21 protein-coding genes are annotated in these 17,498 nt (G+C 70.1%); 11 read left to right on the forward strand and 10 right to left on the reverse strand.

The annotated features are described in order from the left end of the window. Positions 1 to 50 precede the first annotated feature (50 nt). Together ITJ57_RS03420 and ITJ57_RS03425 are read left to right on the forward strand one after the other, a co-directional pair. Complete coding sequence (locus tag ITJ57_RS03420; protein WP_194668852.1) at positions 51 to 1,328, forward strand: CaiB/BaiF CoA-transferase family protein; 1,278 nt, start codon at positions 51 to 53, stop codon at positions 1,326 to 1,328. Further along, positions 1,329 to 2,162 carry a MaoC family dehydratase N-terminal domain-containing protein gene (locus ITJ57_RS03425; protein ID WP_370582169.1) on the forward strand — a complete coding sequence of 278 codons (834 nt, stop codon included), beginning with the start codon at positions 1,329 to 1,331 and terminating at the stop codon, positions 2,160 to 2,162. It begins immediately after the preceding gene. A gap of 695 nt (positions 2,163 to 2,857) precedes the next feature. Here ITJ57_RS03425 and ITJ57_RS03430 read toward each other — a convergent pair. The 3 genes from ITJ57_RS03430 to ITJ57_RS03440 all read right to left on the reverse strand — a co-directional run bounded on the left by ITJ57_RS03430 (position 2,858) and on the right by ITJ57_RS03440 (position 5,190). Beyond that, positions 2,858 to 3,802, reverse strand: a complete 945-nt coding sequence (locus tag ITJ57_RS03430; RefSeq protein ID WP_194668853.1) for a PDR/VanB family oxidoreductase — start codon at positions 3,800 to 3,802, stop codon at positions 2,858 to 2,860. Positions 3,803 to 3,898: 96 nt separating this feature from the next. Continuing rightward, on the reverse strand, positions 3,899 to 4,525 hold the full coding sequence (locus tag ITJ57_RS03435) for an MSMEG_1061 family FMN-dependent PPOX-type flavoprotein (RefSeq protein ID WP_194668854.1): 627 nt from the start codon (positions 4,523 to 4,525) through the stop codon (positions 3,899 to 3,901). Between the two features lie 107 nt (positions 4,526 to 4,632). Further along, positions 4,633 to 5,190: a TetR/AcrR family transcriptional regulator gene (locus ITJ57_RS03440; protein WP_194668855.1), complete on the reverse strand. Its 558-nt coding sequence runs from the start codon at positions 5,188 to 5,190 to the stop codon at positions 4,633 to 4,635. Between the two features lie 172 nt (positions 5,191 to 5,362). On the opposite strand from ITJ57_RS03440, the gene ITJ57_RS03445 reads away from it, so the two are divergent. After that, positions 5,363 to 6,367 (forward strand): SDR family NAD(P)-dependent oxidoreductase, encoded by a 1,005-nt coding sequence (locus ITJ57_RS03445; RefSeq protein ID WP_194668856.1) that lies wholly within the window; start codon positions 5,363 to 5,365, stop codon positions 6,365 to 6,367. Between the two features lie 260 nt (positions 6,368 to 6,627). On the opposite strand, the gene ITJ57_RS03450 is transcribed toward ITJ57_RS03445, so the two are convergent. Beyond that, a complete protein-coding gene (locus ITJ57_RS03450; RefSeq protein WP_194668857.1) occupies positions 6,628 to 7,824 on the reverse strand; it encodes an ROK family transcriptional regulator in 1,197 nt (398 codons plus the stop codon). A 120-nt stretch (positions 7,825 to 7,944) separates the two neighbouring features. Here ITJ57_RS03450 and ITJ57_RS03455 point away from each other — a divergent pair, with 120 nt between their 5' ends. Continuing rightward, on the forward strand, positions 7,945 to 9,081 hold the full coding sequence (locus ITJ57_RS03455; RefSeq protein ID WP_194668858.1) for a Gfo/Idh/MocA family protein: 1,137 nt from the start codon (positions 7,945 to 7,947) through the stop codon (positions 9,079 to 9,081). Then, complete coding sequence (locus tag ITJ57_RS03460; protein WP_194668859.1) at positions 9,078 to 9,824, forward strand: ThuA domain-containing protein; 747 nt, start codon at positions 9,078 to 9,080, stop codon at positions 9,822 to 9,824. The genes ITJ57_RS03455 and ITJ57_RS03460 overlap by 4 nt, the downstream gene beginning before the upstream one ends. Positions 9,825 to 9,849: 25 nt before the next feature. Here ITJ57_RS03460 and ITJ57_RS03465 read toward each other — a convergent pair whose 3' ends face one another. Then, the gene (locus tag ITJ57_RS03465) at positions 9,850 to 10,281 is read right to left on the reverse strand and encodes a MepB family protein (RefSeq protein WP_194668860.1); all 432 of its coding nucleotides are present in this window, start codon (positions 10,279 to 10,281) and stop codon (positions 9,850 to 9,852) included. Positions 10,282 to 10,414: 133 nt separating this feature from the next. Between ITJ57_RS03465 and ITJ57_RS03470 the strand changes: the two genes are divergently transcribed. Beyond that, positions 10,415 to 10,681 (forward strand): Rho termination factor N-terminal domain-containing protein, encoded by a 267-nt coding sequence (locus tag ITJ57_RS03470; protein ID WP_194668861.1) that lies wholly within the window; start codon positions 10,415 to 10,417, stop codon positions 10,679 to 10,681. A 25-nt stretch (positions 10,682 to 10,706) separates the two neighbouring features. Here ITJ57_RS03470 and ITJ57_RS03475 read toward each other — a convergent pair whose 3' ends face one another. Continuing rightward, on the reverse strand, positions 10,707 to 11,024 hold the full coding sequence (locus tag ITJ57_RS03475) for a hypothetical protein (protein ID WP_194668862.1): 318 nt from the start codon (positions 11,022 to 11,024) through the stop codon (positions 10,707 to 10,709). Between the two features lie 265 nt (positions 11,025 to 11,289). Between ITJ57_RS03475 and ITJ57_RS03480 the strand changes: the two genes are divergently transcribed. Next, a complete protein-coding gene (locus ITJ57_RS03480) occupies positions 11,290 to 11,571 on the forward strand; it encodes a hypothetical protein (RefSeq protein WP_056009279.1) in 282 nt (93 codons plus the stop codon). 87 nt (positions 11,572 to 11,658) lie between these two features. Then, a complete protein-coding gene (locus ITJ57_RS03485; protein WP_157579867.1) occupies positions 11,659 to 11,826 on the forward strand; it encodes a hypothetical protein in 168 nt (55 codons plus the stop codon). Between the two features lie 77 nt (positions 11,827 to 11,903). Here ITJ57_RS03485 and ITJ57_RS03490 read toward each other — a convergent pair whose 3' ends face one another. Beyond that, the gene (locus ITJ57_RS03490) at positions 11,904 to 12,104 is read right to left on the reverse strand and encodes a hypothetical protein (protein WP_194668863.1); all 201 of its coding nucleotides are present in this window, start codon (positions 12,102 to 12,104) and stop codon (positions 11,904 to 11,906) included. A gap of 103 nt (positions 12,105 to 12,207) precedes the next feature. Here ITJ57_RS03490 and ITJ57_RS03495 point away from each other — a divergent pair, with 103 nt between their 5' ends. Continuing rightward, positions 12,208 to 12,549 carry a hypothetical protein gene (locus tag ITJ57_RS03495; protein ID WP_194668864.1) on the forward strand — a complete coding sequence of 114 codons (342 nt, stop codon included), beginning with the start codon at positions 12,208 to 12,210 and terminating at the stop codon, positions 12,547 to 12,549. Between the two features lie 58 nt (positions 12,550 to 12,607). Here the strand turns inward: ITJ57_RS03495 and ITJ57_RS03500 are convergent, their stop codons facing one another. Further along, on the reverse strand, positions 12,608 to 12,913 hold the full coding sequence (locus ITJ57_RS03500; protein ID WP_194668865.1) for an ATP-dependent DNA ligase: 306 nt from the start codon (positions 12,911 to 12,913) through the stop codon (positions 12,608 to 12,610). Positions 12,914 to 13,081: 168 nt separating this feature from the next. Between ITJ57_RS03500 and ITJ57_RS03505 the strand changes: the two genes are divergently transcribed. Further along, a complete protein-coding gene (locus ITJ57_RS03505; protein WP_194668866.1) occupies positions 13,082 to 13,924 on the forward strand; it encodes an SDR family oxidoreductase in 843 nt (280 codons plus the stop codon). A gap of 69 nt (positions 13,925 to 13,993) precedes the next feature. On the opposite strand, the gene ITJ57_RS03510 is transcribed toward ITJ57_RS03505, so the two are convergent. After that, positions 13,994 to 14,194, reverse strand: a complete 201-nt coding sequence (locus tag ITJ57_RS03510; RefSeq protein ID WP_194668867.1) for a DUF2795 domain-containing protein — start codon at positions 14,192 to 14,194, stop codon at positions 13,994 to 13,996. Between the two features lie 249 nt (positions 14,195 to 14,443). Between ITJ57_RS03510 and ITJ57_RS03515 the strand changes: the two genes are divergently transcribed. Continuing rightward, the gene (locus tag ITJ57_RS03515; protein WP_194668868.1) at positions 14,444 to 15,748 is read left to right on the forward strand and encodes a cytochrome P450; all 1,305 of its coding nucleotides are present in this window, start codon (positions 14,444 to 14,446) and stop codon (positions 15,746 to 15,748) included. A gap of 35 nt (positions 15,749 to 15,783) precedes the next feature. On the opposite strand, the gene ctaD is transcribed toward ITJ57_RS03515, so the two are convergent. Further along, positions 15,784 to 17,457 (reverse strand): cytochrome c oxidase subunit I, encoded by a 1,674-nt coding sequence (ctaD, locus tag ITJ57_RS03520; protein WP_228506758.1) that lies wholly within the window; start codon positions 17,455 to 17,457, stop codon positions 15,784 to 15,786. Between the last annotated feature and the right edge of the window lie 41 nt (positions 17,458 to 17,498).

Genomic DNA, 17,498 nt, shown 5'->3' on the forward strand with positions numbered 1-17,498 from the left:
TGCTCCCGCGACGCCGGAACGCGGCACGCCCGATGCCCAGGAGGACACGCATGACCGAGCAGCAGCAGCCGAACGGCGCCGACACCGCGACCATCCTCGCGGCCACGGAACGACTCGCCGTCCCGCCCGGCTCCCTCGAAGGCGTCGTCGTCCTCGACCTCTCCCGCGTGCTCGCCGGCCCCTACGCCGCATCGATGCTCGCCGACCTCGGCGCCACCGTCATCAAGATCGAGAATCCGAACGACCCCGACGTCTCCCGTGGCTTCCCGCCCTACCTCCGCCACGGCGATGAGGAGTTCAGCGGATACTACGGCCAGTACAACCGCGGCAAGTTCGGCCTCGCGCTCGACCTCGCCAGCGAGGCCGGCAAGGAGGTGCTGCGCGACCTCGTCGCGAGCGCCGACGTCCTCGTCGAGAACTTCCGTCCAGGGACGATGGCGAAGCTCGGACTGCCCTACGAGGCGCTCGCCGCCATCAACCCGAAGCTCGTCTACACCGCGATCTCCGGCTACGGACAGACCGGCTCGCGCAGCCGTCGCCCGGCGTTCGACAACACGGCACAGGCCGCGGGCGGTCTCTGGTCGATGAACGGCTACGCCGACCAGCCACCCGTCCGCGTCGGCGTGACCATCGGCGACCTCTCGGCGACCATGTTCGGCGTCATCGGCACGCTCGCGGCCCTCCGGCACGCCGAGCGCACCGGGGTCGGCCAGCTCGTCGACGTCGCCCAGGTCGACAGCATCATCGCCATGACCGAGACCGCTGTCGTCGACTACACCGTCGACGGAACCGTCGCCTCGCCCTCCGGCAACGAGCACGCCTGGGTGCGCCCCTACGAACTGTTCCCCTGCGCCGACGGCCAGGTGTTCTTCGGCGCCTACACCGACAAACTCTGGAAGGCGAGCTGCGAACTCTTCGGGACACCCGAGGCGATCGCCGACCCGGAGATCGACACCATGCGGAAGCGCTTCGACGAGGAGGTCTACGCCCGACGGGTGAAGCCGCTCGTCGTCTCCTGGTTCGCCGACCGCACCCGCGCCGAGCTGGAGGAACTCGCCGGCGACGTCGTGCCGCTCACCGCGGTGAAGACGATCGGCGAGGTCGTCGAGGACCCGGGCACCGCAGAACGCGACATGGTCGTCGAGACCGACTACGGCTCCTTCGGCACGCTCCGCTCCTTCGGCCAGCCCATCAAGCTGAGCGCCACCCCCGCGACCACCGACCGTCCGGCGAACCACATGGGCGAACACGCCGACGACATCCTCGCGGCGCTCGCCGGGTACGACGCCGAGCGCATCGCCGGGCTGCGCGCCGACGGAGTGATCTGAGTGGAACGCGAGGAACGGCTGGAGCCGGGGGCGGCGTCCTGGTACCGGACCACCTTCGCGACCGGGATGCCGGAACCGGTCGCCGGCGAGGAGCTCCCCGCCGGGTGGGAGGGCGTCTACTTCCCGTTCACGACGCCGTTCGCCCAGCTCCGTGAGGACGGCTCGCCGGCCGAGGACGGGGTGCTGCCGACCATCGACCTGCCACGCCGCATGTACGCGGGGGAGGACACGGAGTTCCTCCGACCGCTCCACTACGGCGAACCGGTGACGCAGCGCACGAGTCTCGGTTCGCTCGTCGAGAAGCAGGGGCGGGCGGGCCGTCTCGTCTTCGCGGACCTCGTCCGCGAGTACCTCGTCGACGGCGAGGTCGCCGTGCGCAGCACCTGGCACGACGTGTTCCTGGAGGCGCAACCGGCGGTCCCGTCGCCGCGGGTGTCGGCACCGGCACCGGCTCCGGAGGACGCGGCCGATCCCGATGAGGGTGCCGACTGGTCGGAGCGCCAGTCGCTCGACTCCCGACAGCTGTTCCGGTTCTCGGCCGTCACCGGCAACACGCACCGGATCCACTACGACCGCCGCTGGGCGCGCGACGTCGAGGGACTCGACGACCTGCTCGTGCACGGTCCGCTGACCCGCATCCTCGTGCTCGACGCCCTTGCGGCGCACGCCGACGGTCGCCGACTCGCGTCGGTGCGGTTCCGGGCGAAGGCGCCGGTGCTCGTGGACACGACGTTCAGCATCGTCGGCACGGATGACGCTGCGGGCACCTCGGTCGTCGTGCGTGCCACCGACGGCACGGTGCTGGCCTCCGCCGAGGCCGCCTGGCGCCCGTGACAGGAGCGCAGGCCGGTCGCTGAGCGCCCGCTTTCGGTCTCTGCGCGCCCGCTTGGGTTACTGGGCTTGTCGAAGTGCTTCCGGGGTGGCGTTGCCCTTCGACAGGCTCAGGGACCGGTGTGCTTGGTTCGGCGTGCCGCTCGCTTCGGTCTCGGAGCACCCGCTTGGGTCACTGAGCTTGTCGAAGTGCTTCCGGGGTGGCGTTGCCCTTCGGCAGGCTCAGGGGCCGGGGTGCTTGGTTCGGCGTGCCGCTCGCTTCGGTCTCGGAGCACCCGCTTGGGTCACTGGGCTTGTCGACGTGCTTCCTGGGTGGCGTTGCCCTTCGGCAGGCTCAGGGGCCGGTGTGCTTGGTTCGGCGTGCTGCTCGCTTCGGTGACTGAGCGCCCGCTTGGGTCACTGAGCTTGTCGAAGTGCTTCCGGGGTGGCGTCGCCCTTTCACAGGCTCAGGGACCGGGGTGCTTGGTTCGGCGTGCCGCTCGCTTCGGTCTCGGAGCACCCGCTTGGGTCACTGAGCTTGTCGAAGTGCTTCCGGGGTGGCGTCGCCCTTCGACAGGCTCAGGGACCGGTGTGCTTGGTTCGGCGTGCCGCTCGCTTCGGTCTCGGAGCACCCGCTTCGGTCACTGAGCTTGTCGAAGTGCTTCCGGGTGGCGTCGCCCTTCGACAGGCTCAGGGACCGGACCGGCCTCCCGTGCGTCCTAGGCGTCGATCACGAGCGTCGGCGTCAGCGACCGCGAGACGCACGGGTACATGATCATCGATGCGTCGTCGGTCGTCAGCGAGTCGCGGTGCTCCGGCGTCCCGTCGACCACCTGCACCGCACACGAGCCGCAGACGCCCCGTAGGCACGAGCCGGGGATGCCGACCCGCTCGGCCTGCATCGCCTGCAGCATCGTCTGCCCGGCCGTGACCTCGACGGTGCGCTCGGAGCGCGAGCACTCCACGGTGAACGCCGTGTTCGGCAGGTAGGCGCGTGGCTTCGGTTCGAACCGTTCAAGGTGCAGTCGGCAGCCCTCCGGCAGGGTCTCCGCGAGGTCGGTGAGGGTGTCGGTGAAGCCGCGCGGGCCGCAGGCGGACACGTCGGTGCCCGGCTCGAGCCCTGCGAGGAGCCCGGCGAGGTCGAGCCGTCCGCTCTCCCCGCTGACGTGGATCCGCACGTGGTCGCCGAGGGCTTCGAGCTCCGGGCCGAACGCGACGTCCTCGCGGGTGCGCACCGCGTACACGAGCGTCCAGTCGGCATCGCCTGCGGCGAGTCGTCTCGCCATCGTGAGCAGCGGCGTGATCCCGATGCCGGCGGCGAGGAGCAGGTGGCGTTTTGCGTCGGAGAGCGGGAACAGGTTCCGCGGGGGCCGGATGAAGACCTTCCTGCCCACGCGGAGGAAGGTGTGGATGTAGTGGGACGCGCCCCGCGAGTGCTGTTCGCGGAGGACCGCGATCCGGTAGTGGAACTCGTCGGCGGGATCGCCGCAGAGCGAGTACTGCCGTTCGTGGCGGGTGATGAGCTGCAGGTCGATGTGGGCGCCGGGGTCCCACGCGGGCAGACGGCGACCCTCCGGGTCGGCGAGCACCACACTGACGATCGTGGGCGTCTCGCGCACGATCTCCTGGACGATGAGCGGGGTCATGCCCGCGCGGTTGCGCATCAGTGATCCCTTGTGTCGATGGCGTCGTCGATCTGGAGATTCGGACCGGTCATGCCCGCGCGGTTGCGCATCAGGTGTTCCTCTTGCTTCCAGCCATCAGTACAGGCTCTGGTTGCCGACGGCGACGGCCTCGTCGATCGCGTCGCCGACCTCGGTGCTCAGCCCGGACATGCTCGCCCAGATGCGGCCGGCGCTCGGCACCTCGTCCGCGAGCTCCTGCATCTCGGCGTCCCAGATCCCACCGCGGAGAAGCGCCCGACCGCAGTGCAGGTAGACCTCCTCGGTGCGCACCACGATCGCGAGCTGCGGTGTCACGTGGTCCTGCTCGAGCATCGCCATGAGCGCCGGGTCGTCGGTGACGATGGCGGTGCCGTTGATGCGCAGGGTCTCGCTCATGCCGGGCACGAAGCACAGCATGCCGATGTGGCCGTTCTGCACGATGTTCTGGAGGGAGTCGGCGAGCCGGTTGCCGAGGCGTTCCGGGATGACGAGGGTGCTCGGGTCGAGTGCGCGGACGAACCCCGGGTAGTCGCCGCGAGGCGAGTTGTCGCAGGTGCCTGCGGCGTCGGAGGTCGCGATGGTGCAGAACGGCGAGTGGGCGAGGAAGGCGAGGCAGTTCTCGTCCAGCTCATCCATGATCTTGGCCGTCGCCGCCGGGTCCGGTTCGCCGAGCGAGCGACGGATGGCGTCGACGTCGATGGATGCGAACGCGTTGGCCGGCATGGCGGACCCCTTCTCTGTCCCTCCGACCCTACGGTCGGCCCCCGTCCGCATCAATGGTCCGTCAACACACGGTTCGGGTGGTTCCTGTGCCATCGTCCCAAGCCGGGTCATCGGCTGAAGGATCGACGGAACATCGCCTTCGCGCGTGCCGCGGTGTCCGCGCGATGGGATGCGGGGATCCGCGTGAGGGTCGCACCCACCATCGAGATGGCCATGAGGATGTCGTCGGGCTCGACGTGGTCGGCGATGCGGTGGGCAGCCAGTTCCTTCGCATGCAGGGCGTGCGCGAGCCGGTCGAGGCGGGTGCCGAGTGCGATCACCCGCGGGTCGTCGCCCTCGCCGAGGATCGCCTCGACGAAGGGTGAGGTGACGAGGGCCTGGTCGATCACCACGTCGAGCAGGGTGTCGAGGGTCGCCTCGGGCAGTCCGGCGTGCTCCTCCAGCTCGCCGACGTTCTCGTCGAGGACCGCGAGCGCGAGGGAGAGTCGGTCGGGGAAGTGCCGGTACAGGCTGCCCTGTCCGACGCCCGCCCGCTTCGCGACCGCGCTCAGCGGAGCGCTGAAGCCGTCCGCGGCGAACACCTGACGCGCCGCGGCGACGAGCGCCCGGCGGTTCTCGGGTCCTGCGCTCGGGCCGCGATTCGGCTTCGGGGGCGTGGACGACATCCCGGTAGCGTAACGCCGCGCGGCGCCTCCGGTGCACCCGGCTGGGAGCCGACCGTGAGGGGTGGCGGCCGTGCCGTGCGCGGCGTAACGTGTACCGGACAATGATGTCCGGTATGGATCGAGGCCCATGCGACCCCGCCGTGCGTCACCATCCCGAGAACGAAGGAACCCCATGAGCGTCCTCACCGCCAACACCCCGATCGCCGCCTGGCTCGCCGACCCCACCGGTGGTCCGCTCATCCGCGGGCTCCTCGTCCAGCTCGGCACCGAGGAGTCGCAGCTGGCGCCCATCGCCGGCCTGCCGCTCCAGCAGCTGGTTGCCCTGAGCCAGGGCAAGCTGCCGCAGTCGCTCATCGACGAGCTCGTCCTCGCGGCGAACGACGGCGTCACGCCGGTCGATGCGGCGCCCGAGGGGTGGCAGGAGCGCATCACCGCCGGACGGTTCGCCGGGAAGACGGTGATCGTCACCGGCGCTGCCTCCGGCATCGGTCGGGCGACGGCGTCGCGCGTCGCCCGGGAGGGTGGCCGGGTCGTCGCCGTCGACCTGTTCGAGGACAAGCTCGCCGACCTCGCCGCGAGCCTGCCGGACGCCGACGTGGTGACCGTCGCCGGCGACATCACGAAGCAGGGCGACATCGACGCGATCGTCGCCGCCGCAGGTGACCGCGTGGACGCGCTCGCCAACGTCGCCGGCATCAACGACGACTTCTCACCGCTGCACGAGACGAGCGACGCGACCTGGGACCGCGTCATGGGGGTGAACGTGACGGGCGCCTTCAAGCTCACCAGGGCGGTCCTGCCGGCGATGGTCGCTGCCGGCTCGGGTTCGGTCGTCAACATCGCCTCCGAGGCCGGGCTCCGCGGCAACGCCTCCGGGAACGCGTACACGACCTCCAAGCACGCGGTCGTCGGCATGACCAAGAGCGCCGCGTTCATGTATGGGCCGCACGGCGTGCGCGTGAACGCCGTGGCCCCCGGCGGCGTGGCCACCGGTATCCCGTTCCCGCCGAACGTGTCCGAGGCGGGTTCCGCGCGGCTCGGCCCGTTCCAGGCGGCGATCCCGACGATCGCGACGGCGGAGCAGCTCGCCGCCTCCATCACCTTCCTCCTGAGCGACGACGGGGTGAACGTCAACGGCGTGATCCTGCCGTCCGACGGTGGGTGGTCGGTGCAGTAGGAGGACGCTCTTGACGATCTGATAAGAACCCTGGTTCTTAACGCTCGATTCGGGCCGGGTGCGCGCTCGAGTTCTGCAACGGTTGAAGGACACAGGCGCGCTCAGCGTCGCCCGTCACCTGCGAACGGTCTGCACGAGTACGGCCGGAACGACCGTCGCAGCGCGGTAACACCGCACTCAGGGCCCCACCGATCTTGGCGGAAGGTGGGGCCCTGCGCTGTGTCCGGAGTCCGGTCCCCGCAGGCCCCGAGCACGCCCGTTCAGTGCGTGATCGGTGCGGCGAACCGCCACGGCTGCGAGCGGATCGTCGAGATCGCACGGGTGATGGCGCCGAGCGCCACGACGTCCGCCCCGAGTTCGGAGGCTCGGACGAGCGGGGTCGGCGCGTAGACGCCCTGGTCGAGCCAGCGGTGGGCGGCGGCGATGACGGAGGAGGCGACCCGCGCCACACCACCGGCGACGACGACCTCCTCGACGTCGAGCAGGCTGCCGAGCACGACGCACACGCGGCCGAGGCGCTCGCCGAGTCGCTCGACGAGCGCTTCCGCGTAGGCGTCGCCCCGGGTGGCGGCGTCCACGATGTGGCTCACGTCGAGGGCGTCGACGGGCGTCAGGGCGAGCGGCGACGCCGCGGGCACCCGTCCCGTCCGGCGGTCCTCCTCCAGCCAGGACCGGGCCGCGCCGTCGAGTCCCTCCGAAGAGCCGACGCCCTCGACCATGCCGAGCACGCGGAGCTCGCCGGCACCACCGGCGCCGCCGTGCAGCAGGACGCCGTCGACGATGAGGCCGGCGCCGAAGCTCACACCCGCGAGGAGGACGGCGATGGACTCGCGGGCCACGGCCCCGAGGGCCCGCTCAGCGGATGCCGCCAGATTGGCGTCGTTCTCAAGCACCACCTCGCCCCAGGGGCCGAGCCGGGTCGCGAAGTCGGGGTTCATCCGAGCCCAGTAGTCGTGGTCGCCGCGCGGGGACCGGCCGTGCGCGTCGACCGGAGCCGGGACCCCGACCGCCGTCACGAGCACCTGGCCAGCCGTCGTGCCGGCCTGGGTGGTCGCCTGCTCGACGACGGCCCGAGCGGTCGCGAGGCGGAGGTCGGGATCCTCGTCGCCGCCCACGATCGGGAGTTCCGCCCGGCCGATGACGTCGCCGCGCAGCGTCGCGACGAGCGCGGCGACCCGGTGCTGTCCCACGTCGAGGCCGACGACGAACGCCGTGTCGGCGGCCAATTCGTAGCGCCGCGCGGGCCGGCCCCGCCGGTAGTCGCCCGCGGCTCGGGCGTCGTCGAGCTCGCGGATCCAGCCACGGTCGGCGAGGATGTCGCAGGCGTTGAGGACGGTCGCGCGGGTCAGCCCGGTCTCGTCCATCACCTCGCTGGCGGTGAATGGGCCGTGATCGAAGGCGTACGCGGCGACGAGTTCGACACTCGCTCGGCCCGTCTCGACCCCCGGTTCGACCATGGGGCGACTGTAGCAGGGTTGCAAAACTAGATATGGTCGCTATATTTAGTGGCGAAGGTCGACCACCGCCGGTCATGACTCCGTGCCCGGCATCCGCACCCCGAAAGGATCCGCCCGAGCATGGACACGAGCACCACCACGTCATCGTCGAAGGCTCCGGACCTCCGGGTCGGCGTCATCGGCCTCGGCTTCGCCGGGACCACCCACCTCGACGCCTTCACCGCCCTCCCCGGCGCGACGGTCGTCGCCCTGTCGGGCCAGGAACCGGCCAGGCTCGCCGAACTCGCCGAGAGCCGCGGCGTCCCGGACACGTACGCCGACTGGGAGGACCTCGTCGCCCGCGACGACCTCGACATCGTCTCGATCGGCGTGCCGAACGCCCTGCACCACCCGATCGCCGTCGCTGCACTCCGCAGCGGGAAGCACGTCTTCTGCGAGAAGCCGCTCGCGACCACCGCCGACCTCGCCGCCGAGATGGTGGAGGCGGCGACGGCCGCCGACCGCGTGCTCGAGGTCGCCTACAACCACCGGCGTCGTGCCGACGTCGCCTACCTCGCCCGCTACCTCGCCGAGGAACCCATCGGCCGCGTCTACCACTCGCGGGCGTCCTGGCTGCGTCGGCAGGGCGTCCCCGGCATCGACTCCTGGTTCACGAACAAAGCGGCCGCGGGCGGCGGACCGCTCATCGACCTCGGCTCCCACGTCCTCGACATCGCCCTGTCACTGCTCGGCGAACCGCGCGTGACGCACGTCTCCGCGGTCGCCTACAACGAGCTCGGCCGCGCCGGCCGTGGTGGCTCCTCGGGCGGCGGTCCGGTCTCGAGTCGGTCCACGCACGCGTTCGACGTCGAGGACTTCGCGTCGGCCCTCCTGCGCTTCGAGGACGGCGGCAGCCTCCACCTCGAGGCGTCGTGGGCGTCCTACTCGAAGGCCCACGAGGACATCTCGGTCGAACTCCTCGGCTCCGAGGGCGGCGTCCGCCTCCACGTCGACAACTACAACACCGACGGCACCGTGACGATCTACCGCGACGTCGCCGGTGCGCCGACGATCGAGCGACCCGCCGTACACGTACCGGCCGGCCACCACCAGTCGGTCATCGCGGAGTTCCTCGAGACCATCCGTGCGGGCGAGTCCGCCGGCGGCGAACTGCGGTTCGCCGGTCACCACGGCGAGTACGCCCTGCACCGCAGCCGCGTCATCGACGCCGCCTACGCCTCGGCTGCCGCCGGGCACGAACTGGAGGTCCCCGCATGAGCACCACGTCCCCGATCCGTATCCGCGTCTGGAACGAGTTCGTCCACGAGTCCCGCGGTGACGCGGTCGTCCTCGGGCACTACCCCGACGGCATCCACCGGGTCATCGCCGACGGACTCGAGGAGTCGCTCGGCGAGGCCGTCAGCGTGACGACGGCGACGCTCCAGGAGCCGGAGCACGGGCTCACGGAGGAAGCGCTCGCGAACACCGACGTCCTCTTCTGGTGGGGCCACATCGCCCACGACCAGGTGTCGGACGAGGTCGTCGAACGCGTCGTCAGGCATGTCCACGCCGGCATGGGCATCGTCGTCCTGCACTCGGGCCACTACTCCCGCGTCTTCCAGCGCCTGATGGGGACGTCGTGCGCGCTCAAGTGGCGCAACGACGGCGAACGCGAACTCGTCTGGACCGTGCTGCCCGACCACCCGATCGCCCAGGGGGTCCCGCACCCGATCGTCATCGACCGGCAGGAGATGTACGGCGAGCACTTCGACATCCCCCGACCCGACGAGGAGGTGTTCCTCTCCACCTTCGCCGGAGGTGAGGTCTTCCGCTCGGGTGTGGCCTACCACCGCGGGCGTGGGCGGGTCTTCTACTTCTCGCCCGGCGACCAGGAGTACCCGGTCTACCACCACCCCGACATCCGTCGGGTGCTGGCGAACGCCGCCGAGTGGGCGCGTCCGACGATCGAGCGCACCCCGCCGACCGCCGACCAGCACCCGAGGGATTGGTTCCTGGCCTGATCCGACGCAGGCCGCGGCCGAGCGCTCAGTACTCCTGGAAGGCAGGGGCTTGGGCTCGTTGCGTGGCCGTGGCCTGCGCGTTCAGACCAGCACACCAACTCGGGTACACCCGAAACCCGCGCTTGCCTGGTCGCCTCCCGGAGGTGACGCCGAGCGCGGCGAGGTGGGCACCGGTGAAGCGGAACACACCGCGTGCGCCCTCCTGTTCGACGAAGACGAGGAGACCCGCTGCGCGGTCGTCGTCGCGGAACGGAGCCGTCGCCCCGTCCGCGTCGCGCCGCCAGAAGGCGACGAACGCCCCCGGCTTGGTCGGCGTGTTCCGCGCCGTCCGCAGATGCCAGGTCTCGGCACCGAGCTGCGCGAGTCCCGACTCGTACTCGCTGTTCTGCGGCTCCGGGGTCACGAGCATCGGTATGCCCATCGTGGTCGCGTAGCTCCTGAACGCTTCGAACGGCATCCGGCCACGGTATCCCAGTCGGGCGTAGCGCGTGGGCACGCGATCCACCACCCCGTGCGCGTGGCGGGCGGTCGCGGGACAGTGGAACAAGGTCGGTGACCGCCGAGCCGACCGCCCACCGAGGGAGGAACCGATGCCAGGGAAGCAGAACCCGTCACTGAAGGACCCGGAACTCTACGAGAAGCTGCGCGACGACGGAGCGTCCAAGAGCAAGGCTGCTCGCATCTCGAACGCCGCGGCGAAACAGGGACGCTCGACGATCGGTGAGAAGGGCGGGGAGTCCGGCTCCTACGAGGACTGGACGGTCGCCGAGCTCCGTGACCGTGCGAAGGAGATCGGCCTGAGCGGGTATTCGGGCAAGCGCAAGAGCGAACTCGTCTCGATGCTCCGGAACAGCTGAGCACGCGGCGCCGCCACCGGCTGGGTCACTCCGACCGGGGGGCGGTGCCGTCGTCGCTCGACGCATGCACGACGACTTCGCCCGTGTTCGCCTCGTGCATGAACGACTCGAGCAAGGAACGGTCCATCTCGCTGACCTCGTCGGTGTCGAAGGAGAACTGCAGCGCGATCGACGGGTGCAGCCAGAGCGTCGTCCGCCCCTCGGAGGTGGAATCCTGTCGCACCGTCAGCGCGAACGACTCGTTGCGGCGGAGCTTCATCAACGCGATCGTTTTGACGTGGGCGAGCATGCGGTCGTCGAGACGCACGCGAGCGTCGCCCATACCGTAGACCAGTTGTCCCATGGGAACCCTCGACTTCCGACCCCGGGAGACAGCCGTCGGCGGACGGCCGACATCTGCGCGCAACCGACGGGGTCCAGGTCGGAGCCGCGCACAGCCAGGATACGAGACATCCGTGGGGTTCGCCCGATTTTCCACAGACCGCGTCGGTCGACCGACCTGATCGGTCAGCCTGCGCGTATTCTCCGCCCCTCGGGCGTTCCGCGCAATGGCCCCTGCCGCCCTCGCCCGCCGCGCTAGCGTGGCACACCTGAGAGGGGAGCTGACGATGGGATTCCTACGCCTCGGTGCGCTCCGATCACAGGTCGACGACCAGACACTCGCCCAGCTCGAACACGTGATCCTGACGCGCATGCTCGACGATCAGTCGTTCCGTCTGCAGCTCCACCGTGGGCGGTTCCATTCCTCGGAACCCGTCACGGTGTCGCCGGAGCAACCGATCGTGTTCGCCTTCGACGCCGAGTTCGAGCCGCCGATCGACGAGCGGATGGCGGCCGAGATGCTCGAGGAGATCGAGATCACCGGCGGGCTCCACGTCGTCGTCGCCTGATCGCGATGGGAAGTCAAGCGGGGGTCGTACAGCGGCCCGCCGGACTACGGTGGCTGGACCGCGAACACGACAGGAAGCAGGAGCGACATGAGCGACTTCACCGGAGCAGACGCATTGGGCACCGACCCCGACATGGTCGCGGGCACCCCTCCGACCGAGATCCCGGACGAGCCGACGGGTGAGGACACCGAGGACGAGCCGGACGTGCTCGAGCAGCCGGACGCCGCACCACTGCACGACGCGGACGGCCACTGAGCCCCCAGAACCCGCAGAACGACGAAGCGCCGCCGACCCCAGGGTCGGCGGCGCTTCGTCGTGCTGACGGCCCTGGCTCAGGCCTCGTCGGTGTCCTCGGGGTCGGCACCCGGGCGGACCTGCGCGTCGTCGCGGATGTCGATCCTCGTGACCCCGTCGCCCTGTTCGGTCACGTCGATGCGGGGAGCCGCGTCCGCTTCGGTCGCGTTCGGTGCCGTGGTCAGCTGGTCGTGGCGGTTCTCGTCGTGCGTGTGCGGAGTCTGGTCGCTGTCGGTCATGCCCAGACGATAGCGCACGGGACGCGCGCCACTCCCGGTATACCTTTCCGGCCCGGGATTCAAGGTCTGCCGAGCCGCCGGCGCGGTTTCCGAGAATGGTCGTATGAGAAAGCTGTATTACGCGAGCGGCTATCTGCTGATGGCCGACCAGACCTGCAAAGCCCTGCTGCGCTACGCGCGCGCCCTCGCCCAGACCGGCGAGTCCGACATCGTCACCGTGCCGACGATCAACGAAGGAGGGAGCATCGGCTTCGCGCACCTCCTCATCGGCCCAGCGAGTCAGTTGTTCTCGACGCCCGTCGAGAACGCGTCGGAGGAACCGCTCGACGAAGCCGTCATCATCGAACTGGAACAGCGCACCGCCGAACTGCAACCGGCCCGACCCGAATGGGCGACGGAGCTGACCGACATCGACGACCTGGAGTTCGACGAACGCTCCAGATGAGTTCCGCACACGACAGCGGGCCGACGGGGAACCGTCGGCCCGCTGTCGTCTGTGCGCGTCAGACGCGCGGTCCCGGCTCCGGCATGAGGACGAGCCCGTGCGTCGAGTCCGCGCTGATCGCGAGCACCTCGAGCCAGGCGCGGTTCAAGTCGACCGGGACACTGCCCGCGTACTTGAAGCGCAGCGACATCGCGGGGTGCAACCAGATGGTGGTGCGGCCGTCGCCCGCGCGTGGGTCGTCCTTCCAACCGAAGTAGAACCCCTCGCCTCGGCGGAGCTTCGCTCCGATCACGTGCTGCAGGTGCGCGAGCACCCGGTCGTCGAACGTCACGCTGACGTCTGCGTCGTAGATCATCTTGCCCATGGGTCCTCCTGTCCTCACGCCCGTCCTTCCACGGTAGGCCTGTGTCGCCGGAAGCGCCACGGTGTCCTTGGGGGTTGCGGAATCACCGATCGGGCACGAATGGTGCAACACCCGGGGCCCGATCGCAAGCCTTCGCAGCGGACCCGACGGGCGATCTACCGTGACGTCATGACTGACACTCCGACCCCGCCCAACCGTCTCGACACCGCCTTCTCGCCCACCCGGGCGATCGTCACCGCCTCCGACTCCGGTATCGGCCGCGCGACCGCCGTCGCGCTCGCCGAAGCCGGGATGGACGTCGGCATCACCTGGTACACCGACGAGGAGGGCGCCGAAGCCACGGCCGAAGAGGTGCGTGCCCTCGGCCGCCGTGCCGTCGTCGCCCAGCTCGACACCACCGACCTCGCCTCCTGCGGTGACGCCGTCGACCGGCTCTGTGACGAGCTCGGTGGCCTCGACGTCTTCGTGAACAACGCCGGAACCGGTGCCTCGACGCCGTTCCTCGAGATCGAGCTCGAGGAGTGGCGCGAGGTCGTCGCCGCCGATCTCGACGGCGCGTTCGTCTGCATCCAGCGCGCAGCCCGACACCTCGCCGAGGGTGGATCCGGCGGACGGATCATCGCCGTCACGAGCGTGCACGAACACCAGCCACGCGTCGGGTCCACCGCTTACGACGCGGCGAAGCACGGGCTCGGCGGTCTGGTGAAGACGGCCGCCATCGAACTCGCCCCGTTCGGCATCACCGTGAACTCCGTCGCTCCGGGTGAGATCGCGACGCCCATGACGGGCCAGACCGACGAGGACCCGCATGACACCGAGCGCCCCGGGATCCCCGTGGGTCGTCCGGGCGATGCGCGGGAGATCGCCTCCGTCATCGCGTTCCTCGCGTCGCCGGGTTCCAGCTACCTCACCGGGGCGTCCATCCCCGTGGACGGCGGCATGCTCCTCATGGGGCCGCAGGCCGGCTCGCACATCACCGCCCAGGACTGGCGATCCGCCCACAGCCAGTAGCGCTGGACAGTGGCGGCGCGCACGAGAGCGGCACCGGTGCTCGACCGGTGCCGCTCGCCTGCCGCGCATTCAGGCGCTGATCGGCAAGGCCTCGGCGATCGAGGTGCGGTGCAGGACGTCCCAGCGGCTCGTGTAACTGCGCTCGGGGAGTGAGCCCAGCGCCTCCACGAGGTCCGTCGGCAGCAGGTCGCGGCGAGCCTCGCGGACGAGGTCGCCCGGCCGGCACGGGTACTCCATGCTGCGCAGGAAGTGATCGAGCTCGGTGAACATCGTTGCTCCTCTCTCTGGGCGCGGCGCGGCGCCCGATGTCGTGCGGGTAGGCCCTTCCGACAGATCGTCCGGTCGCGCCGTTCCCCCTCTTCGAGTGTCCTTCGTGCTCGGGGAGGTGACCGCGCTCTTGCGATCCGGTGAACGACGTGGTACTGCTCCGGACCCGTTCCCGGAGTGCAGGTGCGTACCACGTCGACGCCCTGGGGCGAAGCCCTGGGGGAGCTCGGCGGGGCTTGCCACCATGGAGGCATGTCCAAGTTCGGTGCCCTCCTCCAAGACGAATCCCTCTCGCTCCTCACCCGTGGGTACGGGTTCGGCGCCCGTCTCTGGCGGCGTCGACCGGCCGGTGCGAGGGCGGTCCCGCTGCGGCTTCTCGGCGACGAGGCGCTCCTCGTCCGCGGCGAGGACGCCGTGTCCCTCTTCTACGACGAGGGGCGGATCGCCAGGCACGGTGCGATGCCGGCCATCGTGCAGGAGACGCTCTTCGGGCACGGCTCGGTGCACAGCCTCGACGGCGAGGAGCACCGGCATCGGAAGGCGACCTTCGTCGACGTCGCCTACGAGGACGAGCAGGTCGAGCGGCTGCGCCCGCTCCTCGAGGAGGAGTGGGGCCGCGAGCTCGACGCCTGGATCGCCGGCGGCGATCGCTCGGCGTACGAGGCGGCCGTCGGGGCGTTGGGCCGCGCGGTGATGCGATGGGCCGGGGTGCCGGGGACCGCCGCCGCGAGGACGCGCTGGGCTGCCCGCCTCGCGCAGATCGTCGACGGCTTCGGCGCACCGTACTCGCCGGCGTACCTCATGGCGATCGGGAACCGCGTCTGGTCGGATCGGCACGCGCGCCGCCTCATCGTCGCCGTGCGCGACGGCTCGTTGCAGCCGTCCCGCGGGACCGCGCTGCACGAGTGGGCGTGGCACCGGGACCCGGAGGGGGAGCTGCTCGAACCACGCCTCGCGGGCGTCGAACTCCAGAACGTCCTCCGGCCCATGATCGCGGTCGCCCGGTTCGTCGCGTTCGCCGCGAAGGCCCTGCACGATCACCCCGAGTCGCGCGAGCGGATCGCGACCGAGACCGCGGACCGCGGTGTGTTCGTCGGCGGGCTGTTCGCCACGGCCTTCGCGCAGGAGATCCGACGCACGGCCCCCTTCGTCCCGATGCTGCCCGGCTGGGCGCTCACCGACATCGAGTTCGACGGCGAGCGGCTTCCTGCGGGCGGTCGGGTGCTGCTCGACATCCTCGGCACCGACACCGACACCCGCTCTTGGGGGCCGGGGGCGGACGTGTTCGCGCCCGGCCGGTTCGTGGGGGTGGAGGACTACGAGGCCGTGACGACCTTCATCCCGCACGGTGGTGCGCAGGTCGCGACCGGGCATCGGTGCCCGGGTGAGAAGCTGGCGATCGCCGGTCTGAGCGCCGGGATCGCGGTGATGAGCGATCCGCGGGTCACGATCCTCGACGCAGGCCTCGAGGTGAACCGGCGGCGACTGCCGACGATGCCGTCGTCGGGTGGGCGGGTGCGGAAGGCCGGTGGCGCGTCGCGCTGTCCGTTCCACTGAGTGGCGGCGGGGCCACGCAGCCCCGCCGCCTCATCTCAGCGCGGGAGGCCGCCAGGCCTCGCGTCCTTCGACGTCCCCGCGTCGGGTGCGTCGATCCCCGGACCACGGCCCTCGGGCGGCGGAGCCTCCGGGTGGTGCAGATCCCAGGCCGGCGCCTCCGAGCGGATGCGCGGGATCGAGGTGAAGTTGTGGCGCGGTGGCGGGCAGGAGGTCGCCCACTCCAAGGAGCGTGCGGTACCCCACGGATCGTCCTCCGTGACCTTCGCGCCTCGCCGGGCCGTCTTCAGGACGTTCCAGAAGAAGGGGAGCATCGAGAGCGCGAGGAGCGCCGAACCCGCGGTCGACAGCTGATGCATCCACGTGAACCCGTCCTGCGGGCTGTAGGTCGCGTACCGCCGGGGCATGCCGACGACGCCGAGCCAGTGGTGGATGAGGAACGTCGTGTGGAACCCGATGAACAACAACCAGAAGTGCCAGTACCCGAGCCGTTCGTCGAGCATCCGGCCCGTCCACTTCGGCCACCAGAAGTAGAAGCCGGCGAACATGGCGAACACGACCGTGCCGAACACGACGTAGTGGAAGTGCGCGACGACGAAGTACGTGTCGTGCGTGTGGAAGTCGAGCGGCGGTGACGCCAGGATCACGCCGGTGAGCCCGCCGAACACGAAGGTGATGAGGAACCCGAGCGACCACAGCATCGGCGTCTCGAAGGTGACCGATCCGCGCCACATCGTGCCGACCCAGTTGAAGATCTTCACCCCCGTCGGAACCGCGATGAGCATGGTCATCAGCGCGAAGAACGGGAGCAGGACGGACCCGGTCGCGTACATGTGGTGGGCCCAGACCGTCACGGAGAGCGCGGCGATGGCGATGGTCGCGTAGATGATCGTCTTGTACCCGAACAGCGGCTTCCGGCTGAACGCCGGGAACACCTCGCTCACGATGCCGAAGAACGGCAGGGCGATCACGTACACCTCGGGGTGCCCGAAGAACCAGAACAGGTGCTGCCAGAGGATCGCGCCGCCGAAGCCCGGATCGAAGATGTGGCTGCCGAAGATGCGGTCGGCGGCGAGCCCCGCGAGCGCCGCAGCGAGCACCGGGAACGCCATGAGCACGAGGATCGACGTGACGAGCGTGTTCCAGGTGAAGATCGGCATGCGGAACATGGTCATACCGGGAGCGCGCATCGTGATGATCGTGGTGATGAAGTTGACGGCGCCGAGGATGGTCGAGAAGCCCGTGAGGAACAGCCCCATCGTCCAGAGGGTGCCGCCGAGCTCGGGACTGAAGGTCTCCGTCGACAGTGGTGTGTAAGCGGTCCAGCCGAACGCCGCGGCACCGCCTGGCGTGAGGTATCCGCTGACGGCGATGGCCGAGCCGACGAAGAACAGCCAGAACGAGAACGCGTTGAGACGCGGGAAGGCGACGTCCGGTGCACCGATCTGCAGCGGCATGAGCGCGTTCGCGAAGCCGGCGAACAACGGGGTCGCGAACATGAGCATCATGATCGTGCCGTGCATGGTGAACAGCTGGTTGTACTGCTCCTTCGTCTGGATGACCTGCATGCCGGGGGCGAAGAGCTCCGCACGGATGAGCAGCGCGAGGACGCCACCGAAGCAGAAGTAGAGGAACGCCGTGGCGATGTAGAGGTACCCGATCGTCTTGTGGTCGGTGGAGGTCACCGCCTCCAGCAGTCGGCTGCGTCGCATGGCGGCACGAGGGCTCCCCTCCGTGGGCACCCCGACCGGTG

It is taken from the genome of Plantibacter sp. VKM Ac-2880 (assembly GCF_015351235.1).
In the GTDB taxonomy this organism is placed as follows: Bacteria; Actinomycetota; Actinomycetes; order Actinomycetales; family Microbacteriaceae; genus Plantibacter.